Genomic DNA, 15,720 nt, shown 5'->3' with positions numbered 1-15,720 from the left:
CCGCTGGTGCGGGCGCGACGACGGCCCGTGGACGACTAGGCTGAACTGTCGTGCTCCTCAGCGGGCCGTACCTGCCCGCACCGTCACACGACTAGGTGGAATTGTCGTGCTCCTCAGCGGGCCGTACCTGCCCGCACCGTCACACGACTAGGCTGAATTGTCGTGCTCCTCAGCGGGCCGTACCTGCCCGCATCGTCACACGACTAGGCTGACCGAACGTGTCTGAAGCCGCCGACGATGTAGAGCTGCTGACGTCGGCTTGGGTTGCCCTGAATCAGCATGCCGCGGTGCTGGGCGGATTGGGCGCCTTGTTCGAGGCCGCGGGGCACGACTTGTATCTGGTCGGCGGATCGGTGCGCGACGCGCTGCTGCGCCGGTTGAGCCCCGATCTGGACTTCACCACCAACGCGCGCCCCGAGCAGGTGCAGCAGATGGTGCGGGGCTGGGCCGACGCGGTCTGGGATACCGGCATCCAATTCGGCACCGTGGGCGTCGGCAAGGACGAGCACCGCCTGGAGATCACCACGTTCCGCGCGGACAGCTACGACCAGGTGTCACGCAGTCCTGAGGTGAAGTTCGGTGACCGCCTCGAAGACGACCTGTTGCGCCGCGATTTCACGGCGAACGCGATGGCCGTGCGCATCACATCGGCCGGCCCGGGCGAATTCCTCGATCCGCTCGGCGGCTTGGCGGCGCTCAAGGCCCGCGTATTGGACACCCCGGCGGCGCCGTCGGTGTCGTTCGGTGACGATCCGCTGCGGATGCTGCGCGCGGCGCGGTTCGTCTCGCAGCTCGGATTCGCCGTCGCCCCCCGAGTGCGGGCAGCGATCGAGGAGATGGCCCCGCAGCTGGCCCGGATCAGCGCCGAGCGGGTGGCGGCCGAGTTGGACAAGCTGCTTCTCGGCGCCGACCCGGTGGCCGGCGTCGACTTACTGGTTCAGACCGGGATGGGCGAAATCGTGCTGCCCGAAGTCGGCGCCATGCAGATGGCGATCGACGAACACCACCAGCACAAGGACGTCTACCAGCACTCGCTGACCGTGCTGCGCCAAGCCGTCGAGCTCGAAGATGCCGGCCCCGATCTGGTGCTGCGCTGGGCGGCGTTGCTGCATGACATCGGCAAGCCCGCCACCAGACGCCACGAGGAAAACGGCGGCGTGAGCTTTCACCACCATGAGGTCGTCGGCGCCAAGATGACCCGCAAGCGAATGCGGGCGCTCAAGTACTCCAAGCAGATGGTCGACGACGTCTCCCAGTTGGTGTATCTGCATCTGCGGTTCCACGGCTATGGCGACGGGAAGTGGACCGACTCCGCGGTACGCCGCTACGTCACCGACGCCGGCCCGCTGCTGCCGCGGCTGCACAAGCTGGTCCGCGCCGACTGCACCACCCGCAACAAACGCCGGGCCGCGCGGCTGCAGGCCAACTACGACCGGCTCGAGGCGCGCATCGCCGAGCTGGCCGCCCAGGAGGATCTGGCGCGGGTGCGTCCCGATCTGGACGGCAACCGGATCATGGAGCTGCTGGACATCCCGGCCGGGCCGCAGGTCGGCGAGGCCTGGCGGTTCTTGAAAGAGCTGCGCCTGGATCGTGGGCCGCTGACCGACGAGGAAGCCACCGCGGAGCTGCTGGCCTGGTGGCATTCGCGCGGGAACGCATAGCCGGGGCGGCCCCGAGTTCTAGGATTTGCCCATGCCGTTGGGGGAGGGGGCGCAATTCGCGGGCTATACCGTGATCCGGCCGTTGGGGATCGGCGGTATGGGTGAGGTGTATCTGGTGCGCCATCCGCGGCTGCCGCGCTTCGAAGCTTTGAAGATCCTGCGCGCCGACGTCTCGGCGGACCCCGACTTTCAGCAGCGGTTCAACCGCGAGGCCGAATTGGCGGGCAGCCTGTGGCATCCCCACATCGTCGGCGTGCACGACCGCGGTGAATTCGACGGTCAGTTGTGGATCGCGATGGATTATGTCAACGGGCCCGATATCCGCGCGCTGATGGATCAGCACCCGGGCGGTATGCCGGTGGGCGAGGTCGTGGCGGTGGTGACCGCGGTCGCCGCGGCGCTGGACCATGCCCATCACCGCGGGCTGCTGCACCGCGACGTCAAACCGGGCAACATCATGATCAGCCGCCCAGAAGACGGCAGTCCACCACGAATCCTGTTGAGCGACTTCGGTATCGCACGTCCGGTCGACGACAACACGGGACTGACGGTGACCAACGCGACGGTGGGCACCGTCGACTACTCCGCGCCCGAGCAGCTGCTGGGACATCCGATCGACGGCCGCGCCGACCAGTACGCGCTGGCCGCCACGGCCTACTACCTGCTGACCGGCACCAAGCTTTTCACCGGTGCCAGCCCGGTCGCGGTGATCAGCGCGCACCTGACCGCGCCGCCGCCGCTGCTGGGTGCGCTTCGTCCCGATTTGGCCGGCGCCGACCCGGTTTTCGCGCGGGCGCTGGCCAAAAACCCCGCCGAGCGGTTCGCCCGTTGCGGCGACTTCGCCACGGCGCTGGCCCGCCAGCTGCATCACGCCCCGCCCGCCGAGCCTGCTCGACCGGCACCCGTTGCCCAGCCGATGCACACCCCGGCGATGCCGGCCCCGCAGTTCGGCCCGCCGGCCTGGTCGGGCCCGGAACAACGTCCGCGTCCGCGTCGATGGCGAGCCGCTGCTTTGGTCACGGCCGGGGTTGCCGTCGTTGGCATCGTTGCCGCCATTGCGATCCCACGAGTGATCGATCACGGGCACCCTGCGGCGCAATCGGAACCACAGCTGCAAGAAGCTGCCCGGCTGGCCGGACAGCATTACCTGGAGGCGCTCGCCCGCGGTGATGCGCCGGCCGCACTTGCGTTGAGCGTAAACCCGCCGGCGACACCACAATTCGCGACCAGCGAGGTATTGCGGGCCCAGCTCGCGGCCGCGCCGATCACCGATATCACCGCCACGGTGGCACCGGTGCCGGCCGGCGACGATCCGCAGCAGGTGCAGTACCTGATGGTGTCCGCCAGATTCGGCCCGACGCTGTCACAGGCCCGCATCGAAGTGCATCGCAAGGGCGACGAATGGAAACTCGACACCGCCACCGTCGCCGTCGATGTCGGACCATCCGGCAGTAAGGATGCATCGCTGAAAGCGGTTGCCGTGTGGGGTGTTGCGACCGACGGTGCGTCGCCGGTCGCGGTGTTTCCCGGTGCAATGTCGGTGTCGTCCAGTAACCGCTACGTCGACATCACCGCGCAGACTCCGCCGGTGCTGCTCGACGCACTCGGCGGCGCCACCGACCGGCCGGCCATCAAGCCGGCGGCCATGCTCAACGATGCGGGCAGCCAGGCCGCGAAGGCGGCTTTCGACACATGGACCCACAACTGCTACCACGGCGTGGAACCGGCCGACGATTGCGCACGCCTGAGTCCCGACAACCCTACGATCGCTACCGATGGCCCCGGCGATTTCAGCAAGGCCACCTTCAACTTCGACGCCGCCAGGATGGTGGTCGCGATCGGCGGCACCATCGTCTACCAGGGACACGCGGCCGGCGTACCCGACTACACCGTGACGGAGAAACCCATCGGCATCGTCGACCTGACTAAGGAACCCCCGATATATGTGCGCACGGAGAAGCATGGATAAACCCCGTCCGGCCGTCGTTCGGCGAGCTTAAGATGCGCGCATGCCGTTAAGTGAGGGGGCACAGTTCGCGGGCTATACCGTGGTGCGGCTGCTGGGGGCCGGTGGTATGGGTGAGGTGTATTTGGTGCGCCACCCGCGACTGCCGCGATTCGAAGCCTTAAAGGTGTTGGCCCCCGAGGTATCGGCGGATCCTGGCTACCAGCAACGGTTTAACCGTGAGGCCGAACTCGCGGCCGGGCTGTGGCACCCCCATATTGTGGGCGTGCAGGACCGCGGCGAGTTCGAGGGCCGGCTGTGGATCGCGATGGATTACGTCGACGGGACCGACCTCGACGCGCTGATGGACGAGCAATACCCGAGCGGGATGCCGGCCGAGGAAGTGCTGGCGATCGTGACCGCGGTCGGCGCGGCCTTGGACCATGCGCATCACCGCGGTCTGCTACACCGCGACATCAAGCCGGGCAACATCATGATCAGCCGGCCCGACGACGGCAGTCCTCCGCGAATCCTGTTGTGCGACTTCGGTATCGCGCGTCCCGTCGATGACACCACCGGTCTGACGGTGACCAATATGACGGTCGGCACCGTGCCGTACTGCGCTCCCGAGCAACTTTCGGGTGGCCCGCTCGATGGTCGCGCCGACCAGTATGCGCTCGCCGCGACCGCTTACTACCTGCTCACGGGCGCCAAATTGTTTCCTCACGTCAACCCGGTCGCGGTGATCAACGCGCACCTGACATTGCCCGCACCGCTACTCGGTGGGTTGCGTCCCGATTTGGCCAGCGCCAACGGGGTTTTCGCACGCGCCTTGGCCAAGAACCCCGCCGAGCGGTTCGAGCGTTGTGGTGACTTCGCCGCGGCCCTGGCCGCACAGCTGCCGCACGGCCACACCGCGGCGCCCACCCCGCCGAGGCCCGCATCGGAAAAGACGGTGCCCGTCGCTGCGGCAGCATTCGAGACGACTCGTCCGATCTCGCCACCACGCCCGCAGTACCCGCCGCCCGCCCCGGCCGGCTATGCCGCTGCACCCATGCCACCGCCGCCTGCGTGGAGCCCGCCGTTCAATCCCGTTCCAGCGCCGTCGCGTCGCCGCAAACGCACTGTGACGCTGGCCCTTTCGGTGCTGGCGGTGCTGACCGTGGTAGCGGGAGTGGGGATCTTCGCGGCGAACAAGATCATCGCCGGCGACGACACGAAACGTGCCGAGCAGGACCGCGAAGCCGCCCGGTTGGCCGGGCAGCACTACCTCGAGGCGCTGGCGGTCGGTGACGCCCGCACCGCGCTGTCTCTGGCGGCAGATCAACCGGCCACACCGCAGCTGCTGACCGACAAGGTGCTGCGCGCACAATTGGCCACCACACCAATCACCGACATCAAGGTCACCACCGATCCGGCTCCGGACCCGGGCACCCCATCCGATGCCCAGCGGCTGGTCCTGGCCGCGAAGTTTGGCGTCACACCCACTCAGGTAGTGATCTGGGCGCACAAGAAGGGCGGTCAGTGGAAGCTCGACACCACCACCGCCGCGCTGGCTGTGGACAATCCGCCCAATGCGGTCGAAGCAATGAAAACCGTTGCGATCTATGGCGTGGGGACGAACGGCGCGAATCCCATCTCGGTTTTCCCCGGCATCGTTCAGGTGGGATCGACCAATCGCTTCATCGATATCACCGCGCCGCCGGAACGAGTACTGCTCGAGGCGCTCACCGCACCGGCGGCCAACCGCCCGGTCATCCACCCGACCGTCGCACTCAACGATGCGGGGCGCCAGGCGGCCCTGGCCGCCGTGGATGGCCAGCTCCGTATCTGTTTCAAAAGCGGTCCCAAGCCGCCGGAGTGCTGTCCTAAAGATGGCTGCAAGCCGCAGCCTGCCCCGCCTCCCGGGGTCGAGCCGGATAGCGAGACACTCGAGGACCTGGAGAACACTCAAAGCATGACCTACGACCTGGACCCCAACTCCATGACCGTTCATGTCTCGGGAGTCTTCAACTACCGGGCGCAGGTGACTCAGTACGCCAAACCGGCGATCTTCCGGGACGCCGTCACCGTGCAGGACAGCCATGTCGACCTGACCAAAGACCCACCGGTATGGTTTCGCAACCCGGGGAGCTGACCAGCCTCGGAACCATTAGCGGTCGACACGCGTCGGAACGTTCATGGATTACTGCCTGGCAGGCGATAGTGGCGCGGTGATGTGGCACGGCCAACCCGACCTCGACCTCGATCACGACGGCCGTCTCGAATCGATCGGGCTGGACTTCGACCACGACGGCATGCGCGACGACGCGCTTGCGGACCAGGACGGCGATGGTGTGGTCGATCACGCGGTACTCGACCTCGACAATGACGGCACGCCCGAGGCGTATTTCACCGACGACGGGTCGGGAACCTGGGCGGTAGCGGCGGACCGGGCCGGGGGATTGCGCTGGTATGGGCTCGACGGGATCGAGCACACCGGTGGCCCGCTGGTTGACTTCGACGGACACGGGCATGCGGACGATCGACTGGTGGACGTCGACGGCAATGGGGTGGCCGACCGGGTGCTGTGCGCCGACGAGACCGGCGTGACCGGCTATGTGGATACCGACGGCGACGGGCGGTGGGATGTCCGATTATCCGACACCGACGGTGACGGGTCGGCCGACGGCGCGACCCGCCTTTGACAAGGTGTTTTGCTGCTTTCGCGAATGGGTAAATCAACGCCTGTGCAGCAGGCAGAACAACTGAAGTGACAGACCCCGATCCCTGTCTACACTCTTATCCATATCCGGTCGGGGAGGCCTAGGAAATCGAGGGAGAAAAACATGGCAAGTTCAACCGTTGTTACACCCGAACTGCTGCGCGCTTCACAGCAAAAGATCGAGTCGCGACTGCAAGAGGCGGCGGCCATCGCCAACCAGTACCTGAGCGGACACGAGAACGTCGTCAGCGCCGCCGGGTGGACCGGCCAGGCCGGGACTACGTCGCTGAACACCGCGGGCCAAATCCAGCACGACCTGCAGCAGATCATGACCGGCGGCAACCGCTTGGCGCACGGTCTCGGCAAGACGGCCACCCTGATGGAACACCACGAAGCCGATTCGGCCCACAACCTCAATGGTGTGTTCGGCGGAACCCAGTCCGCCTAGTCCGGCAATCCCCAAAGCTTATTTACCGTAAGGAATTACCAAAATGTCAGATCAGATTACGTACAACCACGCCGTCGTCAGTGGCCTCACCGGTGACATCGCGACTCAAGCCGCGCAGTTGATGGAAATTCACGACGACGTTCTGCACATCACCCAGTCGCTGGCCGAGTTTTTCCAGGGCCAGGGCGCCACGTCGTTCTTCGACGCGCAGCAGCAGATGCTGCACGGACTGCAGGACATGATTCAGACCGTCACCCTGCACGGGCACACCGTGGGCAATGTGCACGAGGCTGCGATAAACGCCGACAGTTTGACGGCGGGTTTCTTCAACCAGGCGTAGTCCGGGCTTGGCGGGGCGCACCTAGGTGCGCCCCGCGCTTGGCTTCAAGGGAAGACCGTGCTGACCACCTCTCTAGACGGCCTCTGGGTCTTACAAGTACTCACCGGCATCGAGGTCCTGGCTCCCGAGATGGGGCTGCGACCCCATCTGCCCCGCGTCGAGCCCAAGCACCAGGCGCTGGCCCATCCGGTGACCGCCGAGCTGCGCGCCGCCGGCGCGATCGACGAAACCGACTCCGTCGACGGCGTGATCGTCGAGTGGCTGACCGTGTTGTCGCGCCGCGACATCGGGTTGCTGGTGCACTTCCGGCTGGCCGACGACGGCGAACCGGCACGGGCGTTGCTCGCCAGGTTCGCGCAGTGGTGGGTCGCCATCGAACGATCGGGAGACCTGGTCCGCATCAGCGGGGCGGGCATCGCGAACAATGAGGGCACGGCCAGCGCGGCGCTCAATGCACAGATCGAAAGACTATGCGGCGCAAATGAACCCGCGCCGTTGCGTCCGGTCACGCTGGATGCGGATGCGATGCGCGCCACCGCCACCGACGAGCGATCACTGCACGAGTTCCTGGACAGTCAAGGGCTCGATGCCGATCAGGTGCACATGCTGAAACTGGCCACCGATCCCAGCCGCTCGGCTCAGGCCTCGTTCGTCGCCCTGCAGTCCGGGGTGGAAACCGGCCTGCCGACCCGGACCCACTTCGACCCGGGCGCGGTGACGATCATCGATACGACGGAGGGACGTGTTGTCGCCGAACAGGTTTCGTCCGGGGGCAAGAACTGGATGATCGTCGCGCCGGGGACCAAGAACAACATTGGTACCGCGATCAACCAGATGGTGCGGCGGCTACCGGCCAGCGAGGAATGGCATTCGTACCGAAAAGTCGTGTAGTCGAAAGGCAGTCCGAAAATGATAGCATCGGCATCGTGACGAATCCGTGGGCGGGCTCATCCAATTCTCCGGAACAGGGCGGACCGACTCGGCGAGAAGCGCCAGCCGCGCAGTACCAAAATCAAGATTCCGTATCCGGAACATTACGCATTTCCGATATGGTCGCGCCGCGCAAAATTCCGCCCGGCGGAGGCTGGCGTAAATTCCTGTACCAGGTGTCGGGCCATGCCATCAACTTCGGCGAATCGCCGTCGGAAAGACACTATCGCGAGCTGCAGGAGCGCATCCGTCGCCACATCCGCAAGCAGTACGTGGTCGGGGTCGTCTCGGGAAAGGGTGGCGTCGGTAAGACCACGATGACCGCCTGCATCGGCGCGGTGTTCCGGGAATGCCGGCCCGAAAATGTCGTCGCGATCGACGCGGCCCCCGGCTTCGGCACGCTGGCCGGGCGAATCGACGAATCTCCGCCGGGCGACTACGCGGCGGTGCTCAACGACACCGACGTGCAGGGCTACGCCGATATCCGAGAACACCTGGGGCAGAACAGTCTTGGACTTGACGTGCTGGCTGGCAACCGCGCGTCCGACCAGCCGCGGCCGTTGGTGGCCTCGATGTTCTCCGGTGTGCTGTCGCGGCTGCGTCGCACCCACACCGTGATTGTGGTGGATACCTCCGACGACCTTGAGCACCCCGTGATGAAGGCGGTGCTCGACGCGTGCGACACCCTGGTTTTCGTGTCCGGTCTCACCGCCGACACCTCGTTGCCGGTGACCCGCGCGATCGACCTGCTGCGCTCGATGGGCTATCACGAGCTGGTGTCCCGCAGCATGGTCATCCTGAACGACAGTCGCGACAAATACGACGCGGAGGCGCGCACCTATCTCACCGAGCGTTTCGCTCAATCGGGCGCAACCGTCGAATTCATGCCGTACGATCCATTCCTCGCAAAAGGCGGGATAATTGACACCCGGCATGAGCTGAAGAAGAAAACCCGCCTGCGTATATTCGAAATCACCGCGGCATTGGCCGACAAATACATTCCAGATGCCGACAGGCCGCGTTAATGACCCCATACGTGGGTAAGGTCTCGTTTCCAGCCCGCTGTGCGGTCGCGGTCGTATGTGGAGAACATCTGGTTTCGCAGGTTTATCCGGCCTCGGTCCCGATCGAGGCCTTCATCGACAACGTCGTCGAGCTACTGAACGAGGAACTCAAACGCCGGGGTTTCATCGGACTCGAGTCCGGCATCGGATACGAACTCCACAAGGCCAACGGAGTACGGCTGGACGTCACGAAGACGCTCGACGAACTCGGTGTCGAAGACGGCGCCACACTCACACTGGTCCCCGCGGTTGCGGGCGAATCGTTTGAGCCGCAGTACGAGTCGCTGTCGACCGGGTTGGCCCGGGTCGGCAGGGCCCTGTTCGAGCCGGTCACGCTCAAGACCGCCGCGCATACCGCGTTGGTGATCTTGGCGATGGTCTCCCTGACCCTGTTGGGACTGGCTGTGCGCCAACGCTTCTCAACCGACTCGCTGATGCCCACCATCGTGACCGGGACGGCCGGTCTGCTGATCGCTGGTGGTGCGACCACGGTGTGGCGATGGTGGCCGGGACGCACCGACATGGTCGACGGGCTCGGCTGGACGGCGTTGCCATTGCTCACGGCCTGCCTCGCATCCGGCGCGCCGGGTCCGGTCGGGGCTCCGCACGCCTTTATCGCGGCACTGGCGGGCGCGATGCTGACGTGTGGAATCACTTCTGCGACGGGGCGTCACGCGAACGTCGCGGCGACCGTGGTGACCGTACTGGGGCTCGGTGGCGCGGCCGCCGCGGCCCGGATGTGGTGGCCCCTGCCCGCGCAATGGCTGGGCATGTGTGCGCTTGTCGTCCTGCTGCTGCTGCTGACCATGGCCCCGACGATCGCGCTGTGGGTCGCGCGGATCCGGCCGCCCTATTTCGGCTCGATCACCGGGCGCGATCTGTTCCGGCGCAGCGCGGGCCTGCCCGCTGACGCGGTGTCGCCCGTAGAGGAAGGCGCCGACGACGACGCGAATTCCGACACCACGCCGCGCGGCGCCCAGATCGCGCTCGCGGCGGTCCACGCCAACAACGTGCTGACCGGAATCTGCGTCGGAGCAGGGCTGACCCTTCCCGTCGCGGTGTGGGCCACCCTGATGCCGGGGCACGACCGCAGCCTGCCGGCCGCCGTGCTGGCAGGGCTGTTCGTGGTGATCTTCATCAGCCGGGGGCGGGCTTTCGCCGACAAACGACAGGCGATCGCGCTGGTCTGCGGCGCGGCCGCGGCACTGTGCGTCGGCGTCGCGAAATACGTTCTGCACGAACCGACTTCGTCGGGCTATGGGCTGTTGTGGGGCACGCTGGTGCTGGCCGTCTTCGGCGGTGCCGGCCTGCTGGCCGCCCTGCTCGTGCCGATCACCCGGTTCACCCCGCTGGTGCGGATGACCGCCGAATGGGTGGAGATAGCAGCGATCATCGCGGCCCTGCCGCTGGCCGCATGGATCGGCGGACTGTTCACCTGGGTGCGCATGCGATGACCCCGATGGCGCTCACCGCTCGCGCAATGACCCAGCGGGTCGCCGCCACGGCGCTGACGAGCCTGCTGGTCACCCTGATCGCGGGACTACCTGCGGCCCAAGCGATTCCACCGCCGACCGTTGATCCCGGCCGGGTACCGGCGGACGGTAAGCCGGCGTCCGATCAGCCGATGCGGCAGGCGTTCACCTGTGCACGGACGATCACCGTCGCCGATCCGAACGTGGCCTTGCCCGCGCCCGGTTTCACGATGCTCAACATCAGCAAGGCCTGGCAGTACTCGACCGGCAACGGGGTGCCCGTCGCGGTCATCGACACCGGCATCAACCCGAGTCGCCGGCTGCCGGTGGTGGCCGGTGGTGATTACATCATGGGCGGCGACGGTCTGAGCGACTGCGATGCGCATGGCACCGTCGTGGCGTCCGTGATCGGCGCTGCGCCGCAAGGCACTCCGATGCCGGCCCCGATGCCGAGCGCCCCCGCCTTCCCGCCACCGGCGGGCCCGCCGCCAACCGATGCGGGAGCGCCGCCACCCGGCGGACCACCGCCCCCCCCCCCACCCCCGCCACCGCCCCCCCCGGTGCCGATCACCCAAAACCTGTCTCTTATACACACTCCCCAGCCCACCAGACGCCACGCCATCTCGGATACAGCCCGACGACCCCGAGGTGCCACCACCGCCCCCAGGCGCGCCCGATGGAGTCGCGGGCGTCGCGCCGCACGCGACCGTCATCTCCATCCGCCAGTCCTCGCGTGCCTTCGAGCCGGTGAACCCCGGCGGCGGCGGCGACTTTGAAGGGCGCAAGAAGGCCGGCACCATCGCGACGCTGGCCAGCGCCATCGTGCACGCGGCGAACATGGGTGCAAAGGTGATCAATATCAGTGTCACAGCCTGTGTTTCGGCCGCCGACCCGCTGGATCAGACCGCCATCGGCGCCGCCGTCTGGTATGCGGCCACGGTCAAGGACGCGGTCATCGTCGCCGCAGCCGGCAATGACAACGAAGAAGGCTGCGCCCAAAATCCGACCTTCGACCCGCTCAACGCCGCCGATCCGCGCGACTGGCACCAAGTCAAGACCGTATCGTCGCCGTCCTGGTTCTCCGACTACGTGTTGTCGGTGGGGGCGGTCGACAACACCGGCGCGCCGATCAACAAGAGTCTGGCCGGACCCTGGGTCGCCGCGGCAGCACCCGGCGTCGGGATCATGGGTCTGTCGCCGGAAACCGGGGGACCGGTCAATGCCTATCCGCCGATCCGGCCCGGCGAGAAGAACATGCCGTTCTGGGGCACCAGCTTTTCCGCGGCGTATGTCAGCGGGGTGGCAGCGTTGGTGCGGGCCAAATATCCGGGCCTGTCCGCGCACCAGATCATCAACAGGATTCTGCAGACCGCGCACAATCCACCCCGCGGGGTAGACAACCAGGTCGGCTACGGCGTGGTGGACCCGGTGGCCGCCCTGACCTTCGATGTGCCTGCCGGGGAACGGCTTTCACCGTCGGCCGCCAGTCGGGTTCTCCATCCAGCACCGCCGCCACCGCTGCCGGATCACCGCGCCCGCAATGTCGCGATGATCTTCGCCGGTGTCGTGGCGGCGACGATCGCCGTCGTCGCACTGATCGCGCGGGCGAGGCGTGAGCGATGAGCGCCGCCACAAAGCTGACGATCATCGTCGCCATCTTCATCGCCGCCACGATCGGCTGGGCGCTCGGCGGATACCCCGGTGCGGTAGCGGGTTTGGTGATCGGGATCGCAGTCGGCGTGGTCCGGTGGCGCGGCCAGCCGATGTGGTCCTGGCTGATACTTTGGCTCCGGCGCCGCCGCCCGATCGCGTGGACCGAGCCCCTCACGGTGGCCAACGACCGTGCCGGCGGCGGCATCCGCTACCAGGACGGGGTCGCGGCGGCCGCGGTCCAGCTGCTCGGAAAGGCGCACACGCCAACGCTTTTCACCGGCTCGACCGCGACTTATACCGACAACTCTTTCGACATCACCGAGCTGATGCCGCTGCTGCACCAGAGCCTGGGCCTCACCCTGGATTCGCTGAGCGTCGTCACGGCGGGCGCCCGCCGCCGCAGCACGGGTGACTATCCGCGGGTGTACGACACGCTGATCGGCACGCCGCCCTACGCCGGCCAGCGCGAGACCTGGCTCATCGTGCGCATCGCGGCCCTGGACAATGTCGAGGCGCTGCGCGGTCGCACCTCGGTGGGTACCGCCACCCTCGCGGCCGCCCAGCGGATCAGCGCGGCGCTGCGCCAGCATGGCATCCGCGCCAAGGTCGCCACGGCCACCGACATCGTCGAGATGGAGCGGCGGTTGGGCCGCTCCGCGCTGGACGTCTCGAATCGGCGGTGGCGATCGGTGCGCGGCGACAGCGGGTGGTTGACCACCTATTGGTACCGCCCCGGTGACATCACTTCGGAAGCGCTGGCCGAGGCGTGGTCGGCGCGTGTCGACGGGATCGTGCAGAATGTCACGCTTTTCAGCTCCGAAGAGGGGGTGGCCACCGCGACGGCGACCGTCACCGTACGCAGCGCCCAGCCACCGTCGGCATCGTTGAGCATGCGGCTGAAGACCTTGCGGGGCGAGCAGGCCCAAGCCGTCGCCGCCAGTCTGTGCGGTCCGCTGCCGCCGTTGCGTGGCATCCGTCGAGGTGTGCTGGACGGTCCGCTGATCGTCCCGATCGGACCGTCGGGTGTGCTGCTCGGCAAGGTCGCCGGCGGGAATCGGATGCTGCTGCCGCTCGACGACGCCGGGGAGTTCAGCCGGGTGCACATCGCCGCAGAGGACGCGCTGGCCAAGCGGTTCATCATCCGTCTGGCCGGTGCCGGCGAGCGGATCACCGTGCACACTCGAAACATGCAGCGGTGGGCCAGTGTTCGGATGCCGGACGTGGCCGTGACCGATCAGCCCAAGCCGGTATCGGGCACCACGGTCAGCGTCGTCGACGGCAGCATGTCGCCGGCGCCGCGACCGAACACCCTCATCTCGATCGGCGGGCCGGGTGAGCCGTACCGGGGCACCGCCAACGTGTTGATCACCCAGACGGGTCCGGCGACGGTCGACGTGATCGCGGCCGATGGTCGCCTGCACACGGTCGAAGTGGAGCTGTTCCGCGCCGAGAACAGATACGTATCGTCGGAACCGATGGCCTTGCGAACCCCTGATCTCGAACCGGCGGACACCCCATGACCAGCAGCACGACGCCGGCCGCCGCGCGAAAGTACTTCGACGCGGCGATGGCGTTGCTCGACAGCGATCCCGCCGCGGCCGCGGCCCGGTTCCGAGAGGCAACCGAAGTCGACCCGTCGATGGCCGACGCGTGGCTGGGCCGGATCGCCGCGGGTGACGAGGCGTTGTCGACCATCGAACAGCTCTACAACTACGGCGGCCGGCTGCACCGGGAGACCAACCGGATCGGGGCGCGTCTGTCCGCCCCGATCAAAGCCGGGCCGTATCTGTCGATTTCGGTGACCGAGGCCTCGCATGCCGGCCTGGCGCTGGCGAGTGCGCTCATCGACGATCGCCAATACGAGAAAGCCGAAGCGCTGCTGGGGGATTCGACGCTGCTGGACACCTGGGAGAACCACCAGTGGAAGCAGTACATCGAGTCGTATCTGATGTTCGCCACCCAACGGTGGCCGGACGTCATCTCGGTCGCCGCGGCCATCCTGCCACCGCAGGCGATCATCATGTCCGCGGTGACCGCGGCCACTTGCACGCTGGCGGCCCATGCCGCGGCCCATCTCGGGCAGGCACGCGTCGCGCTGGAATGGACGGACCGGGTCGAGCTGCGCGCCGGGTTCGGCGGCCCGACCGAGACGCGTCGTCAGCACCTCGAAACCGCGGTCACCGCAGTCGATCCCACCGACTTCCCGCTGATCGCCGCCGACCTCGCCTACGTGCGCGGGATGGCACATCGCCAGCTCGGCGAGGAGCCCAAGGCGCAGATCTGGCTGTCCAAGGCGACGATCAACGGCGCCTTGATCGAGCCGGCCAAGGAAGCGCTGGCCGACCCCGCGCTGCAGTTGGTCGTCACCGACGAGGACGCGATCAGTTCTCGCACCAACAAGTGGGACGTGACCACCGAGCTGTCGGAGCAGCAGCGACAGGAAGAGGAGCATCAGGAGCGCCGCACCGAACTGCTGCGGGAGGGTCGCGCGCTGCTCGACAACCAAGTGGGATTGGCCGACGTCAAACGCGCGGTCGCCGAACTGGAAGACCAGATCGAGGTTCGTGCGCTGCGTCTGGCGGCGGGCCTGCCGGTGGCCAATCAGACCAACCACATGCTGCTGGTCGGACCGCCCGGAACCGGTAAGACCACCACCGCCGAGGCGCTCGGCAAGATTTACGCCGGCCTGGGCATCGTGCGCCATCCCGAGATCGTCGAAGTCAAGCGGGCGGATTTCTGCGGGGAGCACATCGGTGCATCCGGGCCGAAGACCAACGAGCTGATCAACCGGTCGCTGGGCCGCATCCTGTTCATGGACGAGTTCTACTCGCTGGTGGAACGCCACCAGGACGGTCGGCCGGACATGATCGGCATGGAGGCGGTCAACCAGCTGCTGGTGGCACTCGAGGTGCACCGGTTCGACTTCTGCTTCATCGGCGCCGGATACGAAAAGGAAGTCGACGAATTCCTCACCGTAAACCCGGGTCTGGCGGGCCGGTTCAACCGCAAACTGCGGTTCGAGTCCTACACACCCGACGAGCTGGTGGAAATCGCGGTCCGCTACGGCAAGCCCCGCGCCACGGTTCTCGACCCCGCCACCGCCGAGGCGCTGGCCGCCGCCTGCGCGACATTGCGCGCCTATCGTGCCCCCGATGGCCAGCACGGCATCGACGTCATGCACAACGGCCGGTTCGCGCGCAATGTCGTTGAGCGCGCGGAACGATTGCGCGACTCGCGGGTGGCCGCGCAGCACCGAGTCGACAAAGGGTCGGTGACGGTCGAGGATCTGCAAACGCTCCGTACCCAGGACGTCGTTGCGGCGGTGAAGGACGCGTGTGCGGAAAAGCATGTGCCGATAGTGCTTTGATCAGGCCCGATTCCTGAGCCGATGCGCGCGGGCGCGCGGGTGGCCAGCGTTGCGGGAAACCCGTTGTCGGCGCAGCGGGAAAGCTTAAGATGCACGCAGGCCCGCGACCGGGATAGTGCGGTGGCGAAACAGGGCT

10 protein-coding genes and 2 pseudogenes are annotated in these 15,720 nt (G+C 67.0%); all 12 read left to right on the top strand.

The annotated features are described in order from the left end of the window. The first annotated feature begins 218 nt into the window (after positions 1-218). The 12 genes and pseudogenes from MAAFP003_RS27240 (at position 219) to eccA (ending at position 15,584) form a co-directional block, all read left to right on the top strand. Positions 219-1,661 carry a CCA tRNA nucleotidyltransferase gene (locus tag MAAFP003_RS27240; RefSeq protein ID WP_096290687.1) on the top strand — a complete coding sequence of 481 codons (1,443 nt, stop codon included), beginning with the start codon at positions 219-221 and terminating at the stop codon, positions 1,659-1,661. Between the two features lie 31 nt (positions 1,662-1,692). Further along, positions 1,693-2,577: pseudogene (locus MAAFP003_RS29805) on the top strand (serine/threonine-protein kinase); the annotation flags it as partial. Positions 2,578-3,670: 1,093 nt separating this feature from the next. Continuing rightward, positions 3,671-5,743 carry a serine/threonine-protein kinase gene (locus MAAFP003_RS30185; RefSeq protein WP_096290685.1) on the top strand — a complete coding sequence of 691 codons (2,073 nt, stop codon included), beginning with the start codon at positions 3,671-3,673 and terminating at the stop codon, positions 5,741-5,743. Between the two features lie 43 nt (positions 5,744-5,786). Further along, positions 5,787-6,293 carry a pullulanase gene (locus tag MAAFP003_RS27225; protein ID WP_096290684.1) on the top strand — a complete coding sequence of 169 codons (507 nt, stop codon included), beginning with the start codon at positions 5,787-5,789 and terminating at the stop codon, positions 6,291-6,293. 141 nt (positions 6,294-6,434) lie between these two features. After that, a complete protein-coding gene (locus tag MAAFP003_RS27220; RefSeq protein ID WP_096290683.1) occupies positions 6,435-6,758 on the top strand; it encodes a WXG100 family type VII secretion target in 324 nt (107 codons plus the stop codon). A gap of 43 nt (positions 6,759-6,801) precedes the next feature. After that, positions 6,802-7,098, top strand: coding sequence for a WXG100 family type VII secretion target (locus MAAFP003_RS27215; protein ID WP_096290682.1), 297 nt, complete (start codon positions 6,802-6,804; stop codon positions 7,096-7,098). Between the two features lie 57 nt (positions 7,099-7,155). Beyond that, complete coding sequence (locus MAAFP003_RS27210; RefSeq protein WP_096290681.1) at positions 7,156-7,989, top strand: ESX secretion-associated protein EspG; 834 nt, start codon at positions 7,156-7,158, stop codon at positions 7,987-7,989. A 35-nt stretch (positions 7,990-8,024) separates the two neighbouring features. Then, positions 8,025-9,053: a MinD/ParA family ATP-binding protein gene (locus tag MAAFP003_RS27205; RefSeq protein WP_243394240.1), complete on the top strand. Its 1,029-nt coding sequence runs from the start codon at positions 8,025-8,027 to the stop codon at positions 9,051-9,053. Positions 9,054-9,064: 11 nt separating this feature from the next. Beyond that, complete coding sequence (gene eccD, locus MAAFP003_RS27200; protein ID WP_279304565.1) at positions 9,065-10,546, top strand: type VII secretion integral membrane protein EccD; 1,482 nt, start codon at positions 9,065-9,067, stop codon at positions 10,544-10,546. A gap of 5 nt (positions 10,547-10,551) precedes the next feature. After that, positions 10,552-12,187, top strand: a pseudogene (gene mycP, locus MAAFP003_RS27195) (type VII secretion-associated serine protease mycosin). Further along, positions 12,184-13,737: a type VII secretion protein EccE gene (gene eccE, locus MAAFP003_RS27190; RefSeq protein WP_096290678.1), complete on the top strand. Its 1,554-nt coding sequence runs from the start codon at positions 12,184-12,186 to the stop codon at positions 13,735-13,737. The pseudogene mycP and the gene eccE overlap by 4 nt, the downstream one beginning before the upstream one ends. Continuing rightward, positions 13,734-15,584: a type VII secretion AAA-ATPase EccA gene (gene eccA / locus MAAFP003_RS27185; RefSeq protein ID WP_096290677.1), complete on the top strand. Its 1,851-nt coding sequence runs from the start codon at positions 13,734-13,736 to the stop codon at positions 15,582-15,584. The genes eccE and eccA overlap by 4 nt, the downstream gene beginning before the upstream one ends. The last annotated feature ends 136 nt before the right edge of the window (positions 15,585-15,720 follow it).

Source organism: Mycobacterium ahvazicum, assembly GCF_900176255.2.
Classification (GTDB): Bacteria; Actinomycetota; Actinomycetes; order Mycobacteriales; family Mycobacteriaceae; genus Mycobacterium; species Mycobacterium ahvazicum.
Note: the sequence above shows the minus strand (reverse complement) of the source record. Positions and strands in the feature narration are given on the sequence as shown.